Source organism: Lichenihabitans sp. Uapishka_5, from assembly GCF_033947565.1.
In the GTDB taxonomy this organism is placed as follows: Bacteria; Pseudomonadota; Alphaproteobacteria; order Rhizobiales; family Beijerinckiaceae; genus Lichenihabitans.
Window position 1 is genome coordinate 14,974 of the sequence record NZ_JARPVX010000038.1, and the last position, 18,628, is coordinate 33,601.

The window sequence follows — 18,628 nt, forward strand, 5'->3', positions numbered from 1 at the left end:
GCCCTGGCCATCTTCGATTCCCCGTAGGCCTATGAAGCACCGCGGGTGGTTAACGATGTGTTGAGCCTGTGCCGGATTGGCACGTCGGCGTTTAAAAATTATCCTTCAGCCAGCGGCCGACGCGACCCATGTAGCCGTCCGTGCCGGTGGCTTGCTGCATCTGCTGGCTGCGCGGCTCGAAGTGTTCGACGCCGGCGAATTGCGGGTAGATCATCAAACCGACCGCGGCCGAGAAGGCCGGATTCTTGGCCGATTCCGGCAGGCCCTGGATGCCGAGCGGCCGACCGATCCGCACGTGGGGCGAGATGATGCGCCGGGCCGCCTCTGCGACGCCCGTCAGCTGCGCGGCGCCGCCTGTGAGGATGACGCGTCGCCCCTGGGTGGCATAGCCGGCCGATTGCAGCCGATCGCGCACCATCTCGAGGATCTCCTCGATGCGCGGCTTGATGATGCGCACGAGGTGGGATTTCGGCACGTGGTTGGCGTGGTCGGCATCCTCGCCCACCTGAGTGACCGAGATGATCTCGCGTTCGTCGGAGGTCGACGACAGCGCCGTGCCGTGCAGCGTCTTCAGCCGCTCGGCGTCGCTCATGCGGGTCGTCAGCCCGCGGGCGATGTCGAGCGTCACATGGTTGCCGCCGACCGCGAAGGCATCGACGTGGGTGAGATTACCGCCCTCGAAGACGCCCGTCGAGGTGGTGCCGCCGCCCATGTCGACCAGCGTGGCGCCGATCTCGGCTTCATCGTCGACCAGCGCCGACAGGCCGCCCGCATAGGGCGTCGCCACGATGGCGTCGATGCTGAGGTGGCAGCGCTCGATGGCGAGCATCAGGTTGCGCACCGCGGCGGCGTCGCAGCCGATCACGTGCATGTCGGAGCCGAGCTCGTCGCCGATCATGCCCTTCGGGTCGCGGACACCGCGGGTCTGGTCGAGCGAGAAGCCGGTCGGCAGCGAATGCAGCACGGCGCGGCCCTGGCGGGCCGTGGTGGCCGAGGCCGCTTCGAGCACGCGACCGACGTCATAGTCGCTGACGGCCTTGCCGCCGACATTGATCTTGGCTTGGTAGTGTTGCGACGACAGCCGGCCGCCGGTGGAGTTGACCACCACGCTCGACACCTCGACGCCCGCCATCCGCTCGGCGGCGTCGACCGCCAGCCGGATGGCCTTTTCGGCCTCCTCCATATCCACCACCGCGCCGCCCTTAATGCCGCGCGAGCGCTGGTGGCCGATGCCCAGGATGCGGCAGCGGTGTGTGCGGCCCCGCAGGGTGTCGGACGCCTCCATGGGGGCGAGCCGGGCGATCAGGCACACGATCTTGGACGACCCGACGTCCAGCACGCAGAGGATCGCGCTCTTGCGGGCCGAGATGGGACGCATCCGTCGAGGCATCATTCTTTCATGACCTTCTTGGGACGCTTGGCCAGCATGGCGGCCCGGGCCGCCGCGGCATCTTCTGAAAGCCGCGCCGTAACGCGGCCGGGGATACGCAGGTCGAGGGTGATGACGTCCTTGTCGAGCAGCTTGTCGATGCGCTCGACCGCGGCGAAGTCGGCCAGCGCCGCCTTCGGGTTCTGCTCGGGCAGCAGCAACAGCACGCCCGAATCCATCTGCAGGGTCCAGCGCCGCTCGCCGACATAAACGCCGGCGCGGATGCGCTCGCGCAACTCGCCGGCCGAGTCGACCAGATCTGTGAATTCGCGCAGGTGTTCGTTGGCCGCAGCGCCCACGATGAACGGCAGGGCATTGAAGCGGGCGTCGTGCACCTCGTCGATGGCGATGCCGTCGGCCGCCACCACGGCCAGCTTGCCGTCCTTCTGCCAGATGGCCGCTGCCTTGCGTTCGGTGATGTCGAAGAACAGGCTGTTGGGGAACAGTTTGCGCACCGACACGTCGCGCACCAGCGGCACGGCCTTCAAGCGGTCCCGCACCGCGGCGGCGTTAAGGAAGAGGAGCGAGTTGCGCTCCGTCACTCCGGACGCATCGATCACTTCCTGGCGGTTCAGCTGGTCGAGGCCCGACAGCGTGACCGTATCGATCTCGAATCCAGCCAGACGGCCGGCGATGTCGATCGGCGTGCCGTAGCGGGCCACGAAGCCGTCATATTCGCCCCCGAGGCGGGCGCCGTAGAGGGCCACCGATCCGAGCACCAGGGTCGCGAAGGTGACCGAGGGCCAATAGCGGGTAAGGGCGCGGGCCGCGAAGCTCGGTTCGCGAAAGCGGCGCCCGGCGGTGTGGGGCGCGTCCAGGCGGGCGCGGCGTCCGGCCAGCCCGGGAAACCGCAGCCAGACGAAGGAGTCCGTGAGGACGAGGCTCCCCGCGACTCCTACCGATCCAACGAGGCGTCCTCCACCATCCATCCGACCAACTCACCGAACGACAACCCGGCATATGCCGCGAGTTCAGGCACGAGTGACGTTTCCGTCATGCCGGGCTGCGTGTTGACCTCCAGGACCACGAGTTCGCCGGTTCCCCCCGGCGTGTCGTCGTATCGGAAGTCGGTGCGGCTCACGCCGCGGCACCCCAGCGCTCGATGCGCCTTCAAGGCCAACTCTTGAACATTTTGGTAAACATTCTCTTTAAGCCGGGCCGGAAGGATGTGGACGGAGCCACCCTGGGCGTATTTGGCGTCGTAATCGTAGAAGCTCGCATGCGCGGCCTGAATGTCGATGACATCCAAAGCCTTATCACCCATGACCGCACAGGTGAGTTCACGTCCCGCGATGAAGGTTTCGGCCAGGATCACGTCGCCGTGAGGCCAGTCTTCTCTTAACATTTCCTGCGGCGGGTGGCTGCGATCCCGCCCTACGATGATGACGCCGACCGAGGACCCCTCGTTGACGGGCTTCAGCACGTAAGGCGGCGGCAACACATGGGCCTTGGCGGCATCGAATCGGCTGACCAGCATGCCGTGCGGCACCGGAACGCCGGCCGCCGCCATCACGACCTTGGCCCGATCCTTCTGCATGGCGAGGGCGGAGGCCAGCACGCCCGAATGGGTGTAGGGCAGTCGCAGCACCTCGAGGATGCCCTGGATCGTGCCGTCCTCGCCGACCCGGCCATGCAGGCCGTTGAACACCACGTCGGGTCGCAGCTTCGCCAACACGTCGCCGATCGTGCGGTCGACATCGATCGCCGTGACCCGGTAGCCCTGGCCCTCGAGCGCCTTGGCGCAGGCGGCGCCGGAGCGCAGGGACACTTCCCGTTCGGCCGACCAGCCACCCAGGAGGACGGCGACGTGTTTGGACATGGCAAACCCCTGCTTTTTTGAATGTGTGTTCGATGCATGGTCGCGCTCCTCCCTTCTCCCGCGTGAGGTGAGGAGGAAAAATGCTTCAGTTCACCCCGATCCGCCGGATCTCCCAGCGCAGCTCGACGCCGCTCGTGTCCAGCACCCGGCGGCGCACTTCCTCGCCAAGCGCCTCGATGTCGGCCGCGGTGGCCCGCCCCCGGTTGATGAGAAAATTCGTGTGCATGGGCGACACCTGAGCGTCGCCGATGACGAGCCCCCGGCAACCGGCCGCATCGACGAGCTTCCAGGCCGAATGGCCGGGCGGGTTCGCGAAGGTGGAGCCGCCGGTGCGCTCGCGGATGGGCTGGCTCGCCTCGCGGGCGGCCGTGACGGCATTCATCTCGGCCAGGATCGCGTCGCGGTCGCCTGGGCGGCCCCGCAGGATCACGGCCGTGAAGATGACCCCGGCCACAACGGCGGCGTGACGGTAGGTGAAACCCATCGCGGCCTGGGAATACCGGCACAGTTCGCCGCCGCGCGCGATGGCCTCGACCTCCACCACTACGCCCGCCATGTCGCCGCCATGGGCACCGGCATTGGTCGGCAAGGCGCCGCCGATCGAGCCTGGGATGCCGCGCAGGAACGCGAAACCGTCGAGCGCCGCATCGGCGGCTGCGCGTGCCACCTTGACGTCGGCCGCCCCGGCCCCGGCCCGGATGGCTTCGCCCTCGACCACGATGGTCGAGAACGCCTTGCCGAGCCGCACCACGACGCCCGGTACGCCGCCGTCGCGCACGATCAGGTTGGAGCCGAGGCCGACCGTCGTGACCGGCACCTCGGGCGGCAGGGCGCCGAGGATGGTCGAGAGGTCTTCCGCATCGGCGGGCGTGAACAACACTTCGGCCGGTCCGCCGGTGCGAAACCAGGTGAGCGGCGCCAGGGGGGCCTGTTCGGTCCAGGTGCCGCGCAGGCCAGGAAGCGCGGCGCGCCAAGCGGCGGCGCGGGACCTCATGGATGGCGGTCCGTCGTCGTTACGAGCAAAGCGAAGCAAGGGAGGGCCGCGGCGCTCCCTTGGCCAGCTCCGTCTCGCGATGACGGCGGTCGCGTCACGCGGCGCCCGCCAACTGCTCCGGCAACGCATAAGCCCATTGGGTGATGTTGCCGGCGCCCAGGCACACCACATAGTCGCCGGGCTTGGCGAGCTCGCGCACCAGCCCGGGCAGGTCGGCTGCCGCATGCAGCGGCTGCACGGCGCGGTGGCCGTGCGCCTTGATGGCGCCCACGAGCCCGTCGCGGTCGATCCCGGCGATCGGCTGCTCGCCCGCCGCATAAACGTCCGCGACGATCACCGCGTCGGCGTCGTTGAAGCAGGACGCGAAGTCGGCGAACAAGGATTGCAGGCGCGAATAGCGATGCGGCTGCACCACGGCGATTACTTGGTTCTTCGTGGATGCGCGGGCGGCCCTGAGCACGGCTGCGATCTCGACCGGGTGATGGCCGTAATCGTCGAAGATGGTGGCGCCGTTCCATTCGCCCGTGCGGGTGAAACGTCGCTTGACGCCACCGAAATTCGCCAGGGCCTTGCGGATGGCGTCCACCGGCATCTTCAACTGGAACGCCACCGCGATGGCGGCCGTGGCGTTCAGCGCGTTGTGGTGCCCCGGCATCGGCATGACGAGGTTGTCGATATAGGTGGCGTTCGACGTGGCGCGATCGCGGATCAGCACGTTGAAGCGCGACACGCCGCCTTCGAGGTTGATGTCGAGCAGCCGCACGTCGGCCTGCGGGTTCTCACCATAGGTGATGACACGCCGGTCCTCGATGCGACCCACCACCTCCTGCACGGTCGGATGGTCGAGGCACATCACCGCGAAACCGTAGAACGGCAGGTTCTCCACCAGGGTGAAGAAGGCGTCCTTGATGGCGTCGAAGGTCTTGAAGTGGTCGAGGTGCTCGGGGTCGATGTTGGTGACGATCGCCACATCGGCCGGCAGCTTCAGGAAGGTGCCGTCGCTTTCGTCTGCTTCCACCACCATCCAGTCGCCTTCGCCGAGGCGCGCGTTGGTGCCGTAAGCGTTGATGATGCCGCCGTTGATGACGGTGGGATCGAACTGGCCGGCGTCGAGCAGGGTGGCGACGAGCGAGGTCGTCGTGGTCTTGCCGTGCGTGCCCGCCACCGCGACGCATTGCTTTAAGCGCATGAGCTCGGCCAGCATTTCGGCCCGACGCACCACCGGCAGGCGCTTTTCGCGCGCCGCCACGAGCTCCGGGTTGTCGCGCCGGATGGCGGTCGACACCACCACGACTTCGGCCTCGCCGAGGTTCTCGGGCCGATGGCCGACGAAGCATTGCACGCCCTTCTGGCGCAGGCGGGCGAGGTTGGCGCCTTCCGTGGCGTCCGAGCCCTGCACCCGGTAGCCCTGGTTGGCCAGCACCTCGGCGATGCCCGACATGCCGATGCCGCCAATGCCGACGAAGTGGATGGGGCCGAGCTCGCGCGGCAGTTTCATGGATGCGTTTCCGGACGTTCGATCGGGCTGTGTGCCAGGGTCAGAACAAGATCGGCAAGCCGTTCGGCCCCGCGCGGCTCGCCGGCCTGCAGGGCCGCGGCGCCGCGCTCGGCCAGATGGCTCGGGTCGGCGAGGCAGCGGCTCACCTCGGCGGCCAGCAGTGCCGGGGTGAAATCGGGTTGCAGCACCACGGCGGCGGCGCCGAGGTCGCCGAGGATTGCCGCATTGGCGGCCTGGTCCTGGTCGAGCGCGCCCGGCAAGGGCACCAGCAGAGATGGACGGCCGATGACGGCCAGTTCGCTCACCGTCGAGGCGCCGGAGCGGCCGATCACCAGGTGGGCCTGCGCCATGCGCTCGGGCAGGTTGGGAAAGAAGGGCGCTACCTCGGCCGCGATGCCGGCGCCCTGGTAGGCGCCGCGCACGCGCGCCTCGTCCTCGCCACGCGCCTGCTGCACCACCCGCAGGCGGGCCCGCAGGGCAGCCGGCAGCGACACGAGTGCCGGCGGCACGACGTCAGCCATCACACGTGCGCCCTGCGAGCCGCCCGTCACCAGCAGTCGCAAGGTGCCGTCGAGCGCCGGATAGGGGATGGCGGCCGCGGCCAGCACGGCCGGGCGGATCGGGTTGCCGGTGTGGGTGGCCTTCGCCTGGATCGCAGGTGCGGCCTTGCCGAGGCGGGGAAAGCCGGTGGCGATGCGGGTAGCCCGCCCGGCCAGGAACCGGTTGGCGCGGCCCATGACGGCGTTCTGTTCGTGCAGCAGCACCGGCAGCTTGCGCCACGCGGCGGCCAATAGCGGCGGCACCGTCGGATAACCGCCGAAGCCCACCACCACCCGCGGGCGAATCTGCCCGAGCAGCCGATAAGCTTGCAGGGTGCCACGCCCGAGCTGCAGCGCCGCCTTGGCCTTCGCGGCGGGCGAGCCGCTCGACGGTGTGGCGGATGGCACGGCGTGGACGGCGCGGGCGGGGAACTGGCCCGCATAGGCGAGGGCGCGCGTGTCGGTCATCAGCTCGACCGCGACGCCACGGGCCAGCAGCACGCGGGCCAGCGCCTCGGCCGGAAACAGATGGCCGCCGGTTCCGCCGGCGGCCAGCAGAACGGGGCGGTTCTCGGGCGCGACGCTCATGCGCGTCGCGGCCTGAGCGGAACGTCGGTCAAGGCCGCGCTCGGGCGCTTGCGGGTGACGGAGATCAGGAAGCCCATGCCGAGCGCCAGCGAGATCACCGAAGATCCGCCATAGGAGATGAACGGCAGCGTCATGCCCTTGGCGGGCATCAGGCGCAGGTTGACGGCCATGTTGATGCAGCTCTGCACGCCGAAGAGGGTGACGAGCCCGGCGGCCGCAAAGCGGCAGAATGGGTCCTGGTTGCGCCCCGCCAGCGTCAGGCCGCGCAGCACCACGAAGGCGAAGATGCCGGCCAGGCCCATGCAGGCCAGGAGGCCGAATTCTTCGCCCGTCACCGCGAAGACGAAGTCGGTATGCGAGTCGGGCAGGATGCGCTTGAAGGTGCCTTCGCCCGGTCCGACCCCGAACCAGGAGCCGTTGACGAAGCTGTCGACCGCGGTATCGACCTGGAAGGTGTCGCTGGCACCGGGCCCGTTCGACGGGTCGACGAAGTGCATGATGCGGGCCCGCACGTGCGGCACGAATTTATAGGCCATGAACACGCCCGCCATGCCGGCGCCGCCGATGCCGCCCACCCAGAACCAGTGCAGCCCCGCCATAAAGAACAAACAAGCCCAAACGAGGCTGACCAGCATGGTCTGGCCGAAATCGGGCTGCAGGATCAGCGGCACGATGGTCATCGGCAGCAGCAGCACCGCGAGCGTGTTGCCCGGTACGTCACGCCGTTTCGCCCCTTCCGAAAAGGCCCAGGCGGCCAGGATCACAAAGGCGGGCTTGACGAATTCGGAGGGTTGGAGCCCGAAGATCCAGCGTTTCGAGCCCTTCACCTCGTGGCCGAACATCAGCGCCACGATGATGAGCCCCATGCCCAGCACGTAGCTCAACAGCGCCGCCCGTCTGACGTCGCGCGGCGACAGGAACGAGGTGACAAGCAGCACCAGCACGGCGGGAAAAAGGAACGCCACTTGGTGATTGACGAAATGAAAGGTCGGCAGGCCGATGCGCTCGGCGACGGCCGGGCTCGCGGCGAGGCTGAGCACGATGCCGAGCACCATCAGCAGCCCGAGGGCCGCCAGCAGCGCGTGGTCGATGGTCCACCACCAGCGCGAAAAGGTCGACCGTTCGGCGCGGGACATCATGCGGGCTTCTCCTCCACCGGCAGGCCAGCCACGAGTTCGCGGAACCTGTCGCCCCGTTCCTCAAAATTCTTGAACTGGTCGTAGGACGCGCAGGCGGGCGCCAACAGCACCACCGGCTCGTCGGCCCCACTCTCCGCCGCCTCGCTTGCCGCAAGCTGGAGCGCCGCTTCGAGCGTGCCGCAGCGCGCATACGGAACATTGCCGTCGAGGCTTGCCGCAAAGTCGTCGGTCGACTTGCCGATCAGATAGGCCTTGGCGACATGCGGGAAGACGGGTGCCAGCGGCGCGAGGCCGCCTTCCTTGCTGACGCCGCCGACGATCCAATGAATGGTCTGGAACGCCTTCAGGGATTGTTCGGCCGCATCGGCGTTGGTGGCCTTGGAATCGTTGACGAACAACACCCGGCCGCGGCGGCCGACCTGCTCCATGCGGTGGGCGAGGCCCGGGAAGCCGACGAGCGCCGGCTGCAATTGGCCATCGGCGTCGAGGGCCTGGCTGAGGGCCGCGATGGCGACGGCGGCGTTCTGGCCATTGTGGCGCCCGCGCAGGCTGGCAATGCCGGCGAGGTCGGCCATGGGATAGGGGGCGCGGCCGCCGACATGCAGCATGATGCGGGTGCCGTCGAGCGTCAGGCCGTCGGTGAGGGGCGCCGCGCTGTCTTCATTCCGGGGCGCCGAAGGCGAACCCGGAACCGGGGAGCCCGGACCTGCATTGCCGAGGCTCCCCGGTTCCGGGTCTCCGCTGCGCTCCGCCCGGAATGAGGCATGGGTCGAAACCCGCGTCACCGGTTTGCCGGCCGTCGCGAGCCGCTCGGCGATCGCGGCGCACCAGGGATCGTCGACCGCAATGACGGCGCGATCGGCGCGGGCCACGAGGCGTTCCTTGATGCCGGCGTAGCGCTCCATCGTGCCGTGCCGGTCGATGTGGTCGGGCGTCAGGTTGAGCAGGATGCCGACGCTCGGTCGCAGGCTCGGCGTGAGGTCGATCTGGAAAGTCGACAGCTCGATCACGTGACAGCGGTCGGGCGAAGGCGGCTCAAGCGACAGGATCGGCACGCCGATGTTGCCGCCCATCTCGACCGTGCGGCCGAGCGCCCGCAGCAGGTGGGCCAGCAGCGCCGTGGTGGTGGATTTGCCGTTGGTGCCCGTGATGGCGAAGAACGGCGCGTCGGGCGCCACGCGGGCGCGTTCGCGGCAGAACAATTCGACGTCGCCGATCACCTCGAGGCCGGCCGCATGGGCCTTGGTGACGGTCCAGTGGGGCGCCGGATGGGTGAGAGGCACGCCGGGCGACAGGATCAAGGCCGAGAAGCCCGACCAGTCGGCCTCGGCGAGATCCACCACGGTGTGGCCGGCCGCCGCGGCGCGCTCACGCGCCCCCGCGTTGTCGTCCCACACGGCCACCTGGGCGCCGCCCGCCTTCAGGGCCTCGGCGGTGGCGAAGCCCGAGCCGCCGAGGCCGAACAGCGCGACCGAACGGCCGCGCATCGTTGTGACGGGTGTCACCTCAACGGACCTTCAGGGTGGCGAGGCCGAGTAGCGCCAAGGCGAAGGAGACGATCCAGAACCGGATGACGATCTGCGGCTCCGACCAGCCGAGCTGCTCGAAATGGTGGTGGATGGGGGCCATCCGGAACACCCGCTTGCCGGTGAGCTTGAACGAGAACACCTGCACGATGACCGACAGCGCTTCGACCACGAAAAGGCCGCCGACGACGCAAAGCACCACCTCGTGCTTGATGGCCACCGCGGTGGCGCCGATGAAGCCGCCGAGCGCCAGCGAGCCGGTGTCGCCCATGAAGATCTGCGCCGGGGGCGCGTTGAACCACAGGAACCCGATGCCGGCGCCGATCACCGCGCCCGCCACGACGGCCAGTTCGCCCGTTTGCGGCACGTGGTTGATGCCGAGGTAGGAGGAGAACAGCGAATTGCCGGTGAAATAGGCGAAAAGCCCGAAGGTCGCGGCCGCCACCATGACGGGCACGATCGCCAGCCCATCGAGCCCGTCGGTCAGGTTCACGGCATTGCCGGCCGCCACGATGATGAAGGCCCCGAAGGCGATGAAGAACAGGCCGAGATCGAGGATATAGCCGTTGACGAACGGCAGGGCGAGGCCGGTGGTGTTGGTCGGGCCGACCGCCACCATGGCCCAGCAGGCCACAGCGGCGATCAAGCCTTCCAGCGCCAGGCGCAGCTTGCCCGAAAACCCCTTGTGGCTTTGCTTCGTCACTTTGAGCAGGTCGTCGTAGAAGCCGATCATGCCGAAGCCGAGCGTGACCAGCAGCACGATCCACACGTAGGGGCTGCGCAGGTTGGCCCAGAGCAGCGCCGAGGCGACGGCGCCCGACAAGATCATCAGCCCGCCCATGGTGGGCGTACCCTTTTTGGTGAGGAGGTGCGACTGCGGCCCGTCGAGGCGGATCGGCTGGCCCTTGCCCTGCTTCAGGCGCAGCGACGCGATGATGGCGGGGCCAAAGAAGAACACGAACAACGCCGCCGTCGCGGTGGCGCAGATGGTTCGGAACGTCAGGTAGCGGAACAGGTTGAACGGCGAGAAGAAGGGTGAAAGCTCGGTGAGCCAGGTCAACATGGTGGATCTAGCTCACGCTGCGACGGAGGGAGTGAAATGGGCCTTCAGGGCCTGGACGAGCGGCCCCATCCGGCTCGCGTTCGAGCCCTTGACCATCACGACGTCGCCGGCCCGGAGGTTGTCGAACAGGGCCGCCTGGATGGCGTCGGAGCGGTCGCCCCAGCCGCCGCGGCGGGTCGCCGGCAAGGCTTCGAGCAGGTCGCGCATCAGGCCGCCGGCCGCGAAAACCAAGTCGACCTCGTTGGCGTGGATCGGTTCCGCCAGGTCGCGATGCAGGGCCGGGGCCTCGGGCCCGAGCTCCCGCATGTCGCCCAGCACCGCGATGCGACGGCCGTTCGGGCCCGGCACGGTGGCGCCGAGCAGCGCCAGCGCGGCCTGCATTGAGGCCGGATTGGCGTTGTAGCTTTCGTCGATCAGCGTGAAGGCGCCGGCCCCGAGCGGGATGCGGCTTTGCTGCCCGCGCCCCTGGCCGGCCGCCACATGGCCGAGCGACGCGGCCGCGGCCTCGAGATCGAGCCCGGAGGCTTTGGCGGCGATCAGGATCGCCAGCGCGTTCATGGCCATGTGCCGGCCGGGCGCGCCGAGATGGAAATTGACGGCCTGGCCCAGCACCGTGGCCCGCACCAGCGAGCCGTCCGAGACCGGCGTCAGCGTGTCGAGCCGGGCGTCGGCCTGCTGGTGGGCGCCGAAGCTCAGCACATGTCGGGCCGGCGACGCTTCGGCCTTGGCGTGCATCCGCTCGAAGGTGGCGTCGTCGCGGTTGATCACCGCGAGACCGCCCGGCTCGAGCCCGGTGAAGATTTCGGCCTTGGCGTCCGCGATGGCGTCGACACCGGAGAAGAACTCGAGGTGAACCGGCGCCACGGTGGTGACGATGGCGATATGGGGCCGCACCATGCCGACCAGCGGGGTGATCTCGCCCGCATGGTTCATGCCGATCTCGAAAACGCCGAAGCGGGTCGCCGCCGCCATGCGGGCGAGCGTCAAGGGCACGCCCCAATGGTTGTTGTAGGAGGCCGCCGAGGCGTGGGTGGCGCCGGCTTCGGACAGCACCGTGCGCAAGGCTTCCTTGGTGGAGGTCTTGCCGACCGAACCCGTCACGGCGATGATCCGGCCCGCCACCCGGTCGCGCGCCGCGCGGCCGAGCGCCTCCATGGCGCGCAGCGTGTCATGGACGATGTAGAGCGGCCCCGCGGCGGCGAGCGCATCCGCATGGGCTTCGTCAACCACGGCCGCGGCCGCTCCTTTATCGAGCGCCGTTGCGACATGGTCGTGCCCGTCCTGGGCCTCGCCCTTGATGGCGATGAAGAGGTCGCCGGGTTGCAGCGTGCGGGTATCGATCGAGATGCCGGTGACGCCCACGGGCACGCTGCCGCGCACCCGCGCCTGCACTTGCGTCACGAGGTCGAGGCCCGACCAAAGGAGCGCCTGCGTCATGCTGCGTGCCTTTCGAGTGCCGCTCGCACGATCGCATGATCGGAGAACGGCAGCACCGTGTCGCCGATGATCTGGCCCTGTTCGTGGCCTTTGCCGGCCACAACCAGGATATCGCCGGCCGCGAGCTCCGCCACCGCGGCCGCGATGGCCTCGGCGCGGTCGCCGATCTCGCTAGCCCTGGGGGCTGCGGCCAGGATGGCGGCCCGGATCGCGGCGGGGTCTTCGGAGCGTGGGTTGTCGTCGGTGACGATCACGCGATCGGCCATGCGCGCCGCGATGGCGCCCATGATGGGGCGCTTGCCGGGGTCGCGGTCGCCGCCGCATCCCAGCACGACGACGAGCTTGCCGCCGACGTAGGGCCGCAGCGTTTCGAGCACTTTTTCGAGGGCATCGGGCTTGTGGGCGTAATCGACGAAGACGGTGGCGCCCTCCGGCGTGGTGCCGACGCGGTCGAGACGCCCGGAGGCGCCGACCAGCCCTTCGAGCGCCGCCAGCACGGCCTCGGGATCGCCGCCGGTCGCCATGCAGAGCCCCGCCGCCACCAAGGCATTCTCGACCTGGAACAAACCCGCCAGGGGGAGTCGCCGGCTATGGGTGCGACCGCGATGCAGCAGTGTGAGGCGTGTGGTGAAGCCGTCCGGTTCGGCTTCGAGCAGCCGCAGCGCCTCGCCGGCGCGGCCGACGCTCAGCACCGCGAGGCCTCTGCCTTGCGCGACCGCGGCGACCTTCAGCCCGGCCTCGGTGTCGACGTTCACCACGGCAGGCGCCCCCGCGGGGAGGCGCTCGGTGAAGAGCCGCAGCTTGGCCGCGAGGTAATCCTCGACGGTCGCATGGTAGTCCATGTGGTCGCGTGACAGGTTGGTGAAGCCGCCGGCTGCGAGGCGGAGGCCGTCGAGCCGATGCTGGTCGAGCCCATGCGACGAGGCCTCGATAACCAGATGGGTGACGCCGTCGCGGGCGATGCGATCGAGCGTTTCATGCAAGGTGATCGTGTCGGGCGTCGTCAGTTCGCCCTTGGTTTCGCCCCTGGGCGTCACCAGCCCGACGGTGCCGAGCGAGGCAGCCGCGTGGCCGAGCGTCGCCCAGATCTGCCGAACGAAGGCCGCTACCGAGGTCTTGCCGCTGGTGCCCGTGACGGCCGCGATCGTGCCGGGCTGTTCGGGGAAGAAGCGAGACGCCGCCTCGGCGAGGGCGATCCGCACGTCCGGCACCACCAGGGTCGGCACACGCGTGTCGAGCCCGGGCAGGGCGCGCTGGCTGACGATCGCGACCGCGCCGCGCTCGACCGCCTGTGCGGCGAAACGGGCGCCGTCGCTTTTGGCGCCTGGGATGGCGAAGAACAGGTCGCCCGCCTCGACCGCACGGCTGTCGAGCTTCAGGCCCGTTACCGGCACCGTGGCGAGGCCCGGCACCACGGCGGCACCGGGCAGCAGATCGCGCAGTAGCGTCATCGCAGGACGTCGTCCATGCCGATGCCGAGCCGCGCCACCAGCGGGAAGGGCTCCTTGGGCATTTCGATCGACGGCGGCAGGTTCAGGAGCGGGGCGACGCGCTCCATGATCTTGCCGCAGACTTCGCCGGAGTTCCAGGCGGCGGTGTGGTAGCCGTAAGTGCCTTCCACGGCCTGCGGATCGTCCATCAGCACCAGGAACAGGTATTTGGGCTTGTCGGCCGGCACCACCGACATGAAGGTGGTGAACACACGATCCTTGGCATAATGGCCATGGATGATCTTGTCGGCCGTGCCGGTCTTGCCGCCCGCGAAATAGCCCGGAATGTCGACCTTCTTGGCCGAGCCGATCGTGGCGTTGAGGCGCATGATATAGCGCAGACTTTCCGACACCTCCGGCCGCACCACGCGCACGCCCGTGTCGCGCCGGTCGTCGGTGTCCTGCTTCAGGAAGGTCGGCTTGAGCAGCATGCCACCGTTGGCGAGGCCCGCCACCGCCATCATGGCCTGCAGCGGCGCCACGTTAAGGCCCTGTCCGAAGGCGATCGTGATGGTGTTGAGTTCGCTCCAGTTGCGCGGCACGATCGGCATGGCGTTTTCCGGCAGTTCGGTCCGCAGCCGGTCGAGCTGGCCCATTTTGCGCAGAAAAGCCTTGTGGCCTTCGACGCCCACCATCATGGCCATTTTGGCGGTGCCGATGTTGGACGAATGGGTGAAGACTTCCGGCACGGTGAGCACCCGGTGGGTGGCGTGGAAGTCGTGGATGGTGAAGCGCCCGTAGCGCAGGTTGTCGCGCGCGTCGACGGTACTCTTCAGCGTCACCTTGTTGGCTTCGAGCGCCATGGCGATCGAGATCGCCTTGAAGGTCGAGCCCATCTCGTAGGTGCCGACCGTCAGGTGGTTGATGTGGTTCGGGTCGAGGGCATCGACCGGGTTGTTGGGGTCGTAGTCGGGCAGGGACGCGAAGGCGATCACCTCACCGGTGTTGACGTCCATGATGGCGGCGGCGCCGGACTTCGCCTTGAACTTGGCGACGCCCGCAGCGAGTTCGTCCCGCATGGCATGGGTGGCCTTGACGTCGATCGACAGCTGGATCGGCTTCAGGTCGGAGCGCGCGAGGTTGAAGCCGGCGCCGTGCAGATCGGCGAGGCCCTGGCCGTCGATGTATTTCTCGATTCCGGCGATGCCCTGGTTGTCGAGGTTGGTGAAGCCCAGCACATGGGCCGCGATGGGGCCGTTCGGGTAGATGCGCTTGTTTTCGGGCACGAAGCCGACGCCCGGCAGACCGAGCCTGAACACTTCCTGCTGCTGCTCGGGCGTGATGCCGCGCTTCACCCAGACGAAGCCCTTGCGCGAGCCGATGCGCTGGCGAAGCTCCTTGGCATCGACGTCGGGCAGCACGGCGGTCAGCAGCTCCACCGCCTCGTCCTTGTCGATGAGGCGGCGCGGCTCGGCGAAGACCGACATGGTCTTCAGATCGGTCGCCATGATGGCGCCGTTGCGGTCGAGGATGTCGGGCCGCGCGCTCGACAGGGCTTCGGCCGCCGCCTGCTTGAGGCCGGGCGCCGAGTCGGGCGACACGCCCAGCATCACGAGCTTGCCGTCGATGGCCAGAAACACGGCCACAAAGGCGACGCCGATCAGTTTTAGGCGCGAGCCGCTCTTGTCGAGGCGGGTCGACATCACGCTGCCGAGGAAGCGGCTGCAGCGGGCGCCGAAGCTGCGCGACAGCGGGGCCGGGGGCTCGACCGGGAGGACGTTGTCTTCGCGCGTCATCGGCGGATCAGTGGCCTGAAGAGGGAGTGGGGGCGCTGCCGGGCTTGCCGGCGCGGGGCGTGTTGGTGGGCTCGCTGAGACCGAGGTCGTCGAGCTTGCGGCCGATGTCGTCGACCTTGGGCGGGCGCTGCGGCAGATCGGCGACCTGCACGATCTGGTCGAGCGACAGCTGGTGCAGGCCGAGATTCTTTTCAGACAGGACCTGGATGCGCTCGGGCCGGGTCAGGAACGCCCAGTCGGCGCGCAGGCGGTCGATCTTGTCTTGTTCGAACACGATCTGGTGCTTCACCTTGATGATCTGCTCGGCAAACAAGATCGTCTCGTATTTGACCGTGTAGGCGTAGACCGCCGAGGCCATGAGACCCAGCACCGCGAAGACGTTGAGGATGCGCCACATAACGGTCTAGCGCTCCATCGCGAGGCGGCCGGGGCCGATGAGCTTGTGAAGGTCGGGATCGGACGGCATCGGCGCCGCCGTGGTGCGCAGGCCGAACCGCAGCTTGGCCGAGCGGGCCCGCGGGTTCGCTTCGACCTCGGCCTCGCCGGGCAGCACCGGCTGGCCGGACGGCAGCGTGAAGCTCGGGGCCGCGACCTCGACCTGGGGCAAGTGGCGCGAGCCGGCGCCGCCGCGCCCGGCGGTGCGGGCCAGAAAGCGCTTCACCAGCCGGTCCTCGAGCGAATGGAAGGTGACCACCGCCAGCACGCCGCCCGGCTTCAACACGCGTTCGGCCGCCTCGAGCGCCGCCACGAGCTGGCCGAGCTCGTCGTTGACGGCGATGCGCAGCGCCTGAAAAGTGCGGGTGGCCGGATGGATGCCCTTCGGGGCACCACGCACCACGCGGCCCACCAGCTCGGCCAACGGCCTTGTGCGGGTGAAGGGCTTGGCGACCCGGTCGGCCACGATCGCGCGGGCGATGCGACGCGATTCGCGCTCCTCGCCCAGGTGGAACAGGATCGCCGCAAGCGTCGTCTCGTCGGTGGTGTTGACGATGTCGGCCGCCGAAGGGCCGTCGCGCTCCATGCGCATGTCGAGCGGACCGTCGAATCGGAACGAAAAGCCACGGTCGGGCTGGTCGAGCTGCATCGACGACACGCCGATATCCAGCACGACGCCGTCGAGTGGCGCCTGACCGAGCGCTTCCGCAACGGCATCGAGCGTGCCGAAGCGTGCCTGCCGGAACGTGAACGCATCGGGAAATGCCGCCATAATGCGGGAGGCGGCCTCCTCGGCGGAGGGATCGCGGTCGAGGCCGATCACTCGGGCGCCGGCCTGCAGCATCGCGCCCGTGTAGCCGCCGGCCCCGAAGGTGCCGTCGAGGATCGTGGCGCCGGCCCGCGGCCCGAGAGCCGCAAGCACTTCGGGAAGGAGGACGGGACGATGGGGGGCTGGTCCGCCAGCGGCGGGCCCTTGTGGCCCGCTGCCGCCACCCATCATTCCCGTACCTCCACGGCCGGCCGCGATGCCGCCGTTCCGAGAGAACCCAATTGCTTTCGTGCCTCGCGTACCCGGCCTTTGGCCTCGGCCAGATAAGCTTGGAAGCGTTCGGGCTCCCAAAGCTGAAATTTGCGACCCATTCCCACGAAGGTGATCTCGGCCCTGATCGCGGCATGCGCCTTGATGGAGTCCGACACCACGATGCGCCCCTCGCCGTCGATCTTCAGGATCTCGCTTTGCCCATAAAGGGTCGCCGCGAAAGCCTCCCAATCGTGCGACCCCGTCGATAACGGGGCCAGCAAGGCGTCGATCTCCCGCAACAGCGCATGGCCGCCACAATCGACCGCCTGCGCCTCGAAGGACGGGGTGACATACAGACCCTCGAACCCGTCGCGGGTCAGCACACCCCTGAAGGGTGCCGGAATCGAGACTCGACCTTTTGCATCCAACTTGTTGGTAAAACTGGATAAAAAAAGATCCAGACGACCCTCCGACGCCCAAACCTGAACGCAAATATGACGCTCCCGTTCGCCGAACCGGGTGGTGCGGCGGTGATGCAAAACCAGTCCGGTTTTGGATCGACGGGATGGCTTGGGATAACATGGGCTCCCATGGGGGTCAACGCGCCGGCACCCCGCCGAAGCGGCCGCACGGCCATCCCGCATTGAAGCCCGGGTATGGTTAAGAGAGTGTTTCCACGGCGCATTCAGCCGAGTTCTGAGAGGATGTGCGCCGGACGCGCGAGGCGGCCGGCCGCCTGTGGAAAACGGGGATAAGTGCCAGTCGGCCTGTAAGCCGGGTTCTGTAGGGCGGCGGTCTCCTGCGGAGCACGAGCACGCCGCGTGACGACCATTCCTCTCGAGCGGCTGTTACCAGACGCCTCAAGCGACCAACCCGGGCGACGGCTCGGATGAGCCCGGCGTGGCTTGCACCACGCCTGTCGCCCCTATTCGGTTTTGCTCCCGGTGGGGCTTGCCGTGCCACCGACGTTGCCGCCGGCGCGGTGCGCTCTTACCGCACCCTTTCACCCTGACCTTCCGCCGAGGCGGGAGGCGGTTTGCTTTCTGTGGCGCTTTCCCTGGGGTCGCCCCCGCCGGACGTTATCCGGCACCGTTCATCCGTGGAGCCCGGACTTTCCTCTGCATGGAAGCAGCGGTCGTCCGGCCGACTGGCGCCACGGCCATAGGCGGGGTTCGCCCGGGATGCAAGCCGCGTCGTGCGCGGTCAGGCTGTCGGAGCGGTCAGGCGGCCGCCCGTCAAGGGCCGCGGCACGCCCGTGGTGCCGGGAAAGCTGATCGGCAGGCCGCGCCGCGACCGCACCGCCAGATAAGCAAAGGCCTGCGCCTCGATGGCGTCGGACGCCCAGCCGAAGGCCTCGGCGGTCTCGACCGGGCAGGGTAGCCGCGCCGCCAGTGCCGCCATCAAGGCGGGGTTGCGGGCACCGCCGCCGCACACGATCGCGATGGCCGGCGGGCCGGGCAGGTGGTCGCCGATGCGGGCGATGCTGGCGGTCGTGAAGGCCGTCAGAGTGGCGGCGGCGTCAATGGTGGCGAGCGCCGCCACGGGCGCGCGCGAAAAGCTGTTGCGGTCGAGCGACTTCGGCAGCGGTGCGGCGAAAAAGGGATGGCCCATCAGCTGCGCCAGGGCGGCGGCATTGACTTGCCCACGCCGGGCGGTGGCGCCGTCGCGATCGCAGGGGTCGCCGGTGCGCTCGAGCATCAGGTCGTCGAGCAGCGCATTGCCGGGGCCGGTGTCGCAGGCGAGCGGATCGGCCTCGGCCGACACGAAGGTGACATTGGCGACCCCGCCGATGTTGATGAACAAGGCCGGCAGGGGCAGGCGCCCCGCTGCCGCCCGCGCTCCTGGACCACGTGTTGTAAGGCGCGCTGGCGGAAGCGGGGCCCGAGCCCCTGCCGGCCGGGTTCTACAACGTCG

The 18,628-nt window shown here is 68.7% G+C and carries 16 protein-coding genes and 1 other RNA gene; all 17 read right to left on the reverse strand.

The genetic code is table 11. The annotated features are described in order from the left end of the window. Positions 1 to 91 precede the first annotated feature (91 nt). On the reverse strand, positions 92 to 1,378 hold the full coding sequence (gene ftsA / locus P7D22_RS13840; RefSeq protein WP_319934836.1) for a cell division protein FtsA: 1,287 nt from the start codon (positions 1,376 to 1,378) through the stop codon (positions 92 to 94). Positions 1,379 to 1,389: 11 nt separating this feature from the next. Beyond that, complete coding sequence (locus P7D22_RS13845) at positions 1,390 to 2,358, reverse strand: cell division protein FtsQ/DivIB (protein ID WP_319934837.1); 969 nt, start codon at positions 2,356 to 2,358, stop codon at positions 1,390 to 1,392. After that, positions 2,325 to 3,248 carry a D-alanine--D-alanine ligase gene (locus P7D22_RS13850; protein ID WP_319934838.1) on the reverse strand — a complete coding sequence of 308 codons (924 nt, stop codon included), beginning with the start codon at positions 3,246 to 3,248 and terminating at the stop codon, positions 2,325 to 2,327. The genes P7D22_RS13845 and P7D22_RS13850 overlap by 34 nt, the downstream gene beginning before the upstream one ends. An 85-nt stretch (positions 3,249 to 3,333) precedes the next feature. Next, on the reverse strand, positions 3,334 to 4,242 hold the full coding sequence (gene murB / locus P7D22_RS13855; RefSeq protein ID WP_319934839.1) for a UDP-N-acetylmuramate dehydrogenase: 909 nt from the start codon (positions 4,240 to 4,242) through the stop codon (positions 3,334 to 3,336). 94 nt (positions 4,243 to 4,336) lie between these two features. Beyond that, positions 4,337 to 5,740, reverse strand: a complete 1,404-nt coding sequence (murC, locus tag P7D22_RS13860) for a UDP-N-acetylmuramate--L-alanine ligase (protein ID WP_319934840.1) — start codon at positions 5,738 to 5,740, stop codon at positions 4,337 to 4,339. After that, positions 5,737 to 6,867: a UDP-N-acetylglucosamine--N-acetylmuramyl-(pentapeptide) pyrophosphoryl-undecaprenol N-acetylglucosamine transferase gene (locus tag P7D22_RS13865; RefSeq protein WP_319934841.1), complete on the reverse strand. Its 1,131-nt coding sequence runs from the start codon at positions 6,865 to 6,867 to the stop codon at positions 5,737 to 5,739. Before P7D22_RS13865 ends, murC begins: the two co-directional genes overlap by 4 nt. Continuing rightward, entirely contained in the window at positions 6,864 to 8,006 is a 1,143-nt protein-coding gene (locus P7D22_RS13870) for an FtsW/RodA/SpoVE family cell cycle protein (RefSeq protein ID WP_319934842.1), read from the reverse strand. Before P7D22_RS13870 ends, P7D22_RS13865 begins: the two co-directional genes overlap by 4 nt. Continuing rightward, positions 8,003 to 9,511: a Mur ligase family protein gene (locus tag P7D22_RS13875; RefSeq protein ID WP_319934843.1), complete on the reverse strand. Its 1,509-nt coding sequence runs from the start codon at positions 9,509 to 9,511 to the stop codon at positions 8,003 to 8,005. The genes P7D22_RS13870 and P7D22_RS13875 overlap by 4 nt, the downstream gene beginning before the upstream one ends. Before the next feature lies 1 nt (position 9,512). Continuing rightward, a complete protein-coding gene (gene mraY / locus P7D22_RS13880) occupies positions 9,513 to 10,595 on the reverse strand; it encodes a phospho-N-acetylmuramoyl-pentapeptide-transferase (RefSeq protein ID WP_319934844.1) in 1,083 nt (360 codons plus the stop codon). Between the two features lie 12 nt (positions 10,596 to 10,607). Continuing rightward, positions 10,608 to 12,032 (reverse strand): UDP-N-acetylmuramoylalanyl-D-glutamyl-2,6-diaminopimelate--D-alanyl-D-alanine ligase, encoded by a 1,425-nt coding sequence (locus P7D22_RS13885; RefSeq protein WP_319934845.1) that lies wholly within the window; start codon positions 12,030 to 12,032, stop codon positions 10,608 to 10,610. Beyond that, a complete protein-coding gene (locus P7D22_RS13890) occupies positions 12,029 to 13,483 on the reverse strand; it encodes a UDP-N-acetylmuramoyl-L-alanyl-D-glutamate--2,6-diaminopimelate ligase (protein ID WP_319934846.1) in 1,455 nt (484 codons plus the stop codon). The genes P7D22_RS13885 and P7D22_RS13890 overlap by 4 nt, the downstream gene beginning before the upstream one ends. Then, positions 13,480 to 15,258 carry a peptidoglycan D,D-transpeptidase FtsI family protein gene (locus P7D22_RS13895; RefSeq protein ID WP_442916087.1) on the reverse strand — a complete coding sequence of 593 codons (1,779 nt, stop codon included), beginning with the start codon at positions 15,256 to 15,258 and terminating at the stop codon, positions 13,480 to 13,482. Before P7D22_RS13895 ends, P7D22_RS13890 begins: the two co-directional genes overlap by 4 nt. 7 nt (positions 15,259 to 15,265) lie before the next feature. Beyond that, positions 15,266 to 15,655: a cell division protein FtsL gene (ftsL, locus tag P7D22_RS13900; protein ID WP_319934847.1), complete on the reverse strand. Its 390-nt coding sequence runs from the start codon at positions 15,653 to 15,655 to the stop codon at positions 15,266 to 15,268. Between the two features lie 6 nt (positions 15,656 to 15,661). Then, positions 15,662 to 16,690, reverse strand: a complete 1,029-nt coding sequence (gene rsmH / locus P7D22_RS13905; protein WP_442916088.1) for a 16S rRNA (cytosine(1402)-N(4))-methyltransferase RsmH — start codon at positions 16,688 to 16,690, stop codon at positions 15,662 to 15,664. Continuing rightward, positions 16,690 to 17,175 (reverse strand): division/cell wall cluster transcriptional repressor MraZ, encoded by a 486-nt coding sequence (locus P7D22_RS13910; protein ID WP_319934851.1) that lies wholly within the window; start codon positions 17,173 to 17,175, stop codon positions 16,690 to 16,692. Before P7D22_RS13910 ends, rsmH begins: the two co-directional genes overlap by 1 nt. Positions 17,176 to 17,468: 293 nt before the next feature. Then, positions 17,469 to 17,865: RNase P RNA component class A (gene rnpB / locus P7D22_RS13915), an RNA gene on the reverse strand. A gap of 52 nt (positions 17,866 to 17,917) precedes the next feature. Next, positions 17,918 to 18,628, reverse strand: a 711-nt coding sequence (locus P7D22_RS13920; RefSeq protein WP_319934849.1) for an anhydro-N-acetylmuramic acid kinase, incomplete at its 5' end; no start/stop codon positions are given.

Excerpts from the sequence above, each read along its gene's own strand:
- ftsA (WP_319934836.1), bottom strand. The coding sequence starts at position 1,378 with ATGCGTCCCATCTCGGCCCGCAAGAGCGCGATCCTCTGCGTGCTGGAC.
- P7D22_RS13845 (WP_319934837.1), bottom strand. The coding sequence starts at position 2,358 with ATGGATGGTGGAGGACGCCTCGTTGGATCGGTAGGAGTCGCGGGGAGC.
- P7D22_RS13850 (WP_319934838.1), bottom strand. The coding sequence starts at position 3,248 with ATGTCCAAACACGTCGCCGTCCTCCTGGGTGGCTGGTCGGCCGAACGG.
- murB (WP_319934839.1), bottom strand. The coding sequence starts at position 4,242 with ATGAGGTCCCGCGCCGCCGCTTGGCGCGCCGCGCTTCCTGGCCTGCGC.
- murC (WP_319934840.1), bottom strand. The coding sequence starts at position 5,740 with ATGAAACTGCCGCGCGAGCTCGGCCCCATCCACTTCGTCGGCATTGGC.
- P7D22_RS13865 (WP_319934841.1), bottom strand. The coding sequence starts at position 6,867 with ATGAGCGTCGCGCCCGAGAACCGCCCCGTTCTGCTGGCCGCCGGCGGA.
- P7D22_RS13870 (WP_319934842.1), bottom strand. The coding sequence starts at position 8,006 with ATGATGTCCCGCGCCGAACGGTCGACCTTTTCGCGCTGGTGGTGGACC.
- mraY (WP_319934844.1), bottom strand. The coding sequence starts at position 10,595 with ATGTTGACCTGGCTCACCGAGCTTTCACCCTTCTTCTCGCCGTTCAAC.
- P7D22_RS13885 (WP_319934845.1), bottom strand. The coding sequence starts at position 12,032 with ATGACGCAGGCGCTCCTTTGGTCGGGCCTCGACCTCGTGACGCAAGTG.
- P7D22_RS13890 (WP_319934846.1), bottom strand. The coding sequence starts at position 13,483 with ATGACGCTACTGCGCGATCTGCTGCCCGGTGCCGCCGTGGTGCCGGGC.
- P7D22_RS13895 (WP_442916087.1), bottom strand. The coding sequence starts at position 15,258 with ATGACGCGCGAAGACAACGTCCTCCCGGTCGAGCCCCCGGCCCCGCTG.
- ftsL (WP_319934847.1), bottom strand. The coding sequence starts at position 15,655 with ATGTGGCGCATCCTCAACGTCTTCGCGGTGCTGGGTCTCATGGCCTCG.
- rsmH (WP_442916088.1), bottom strand. The coding sequence starts at position 16,690 with ATGGGTGGCGGCAGCGGGCCACAAGGGCCCGCCGCTGGCGGACCAGCC.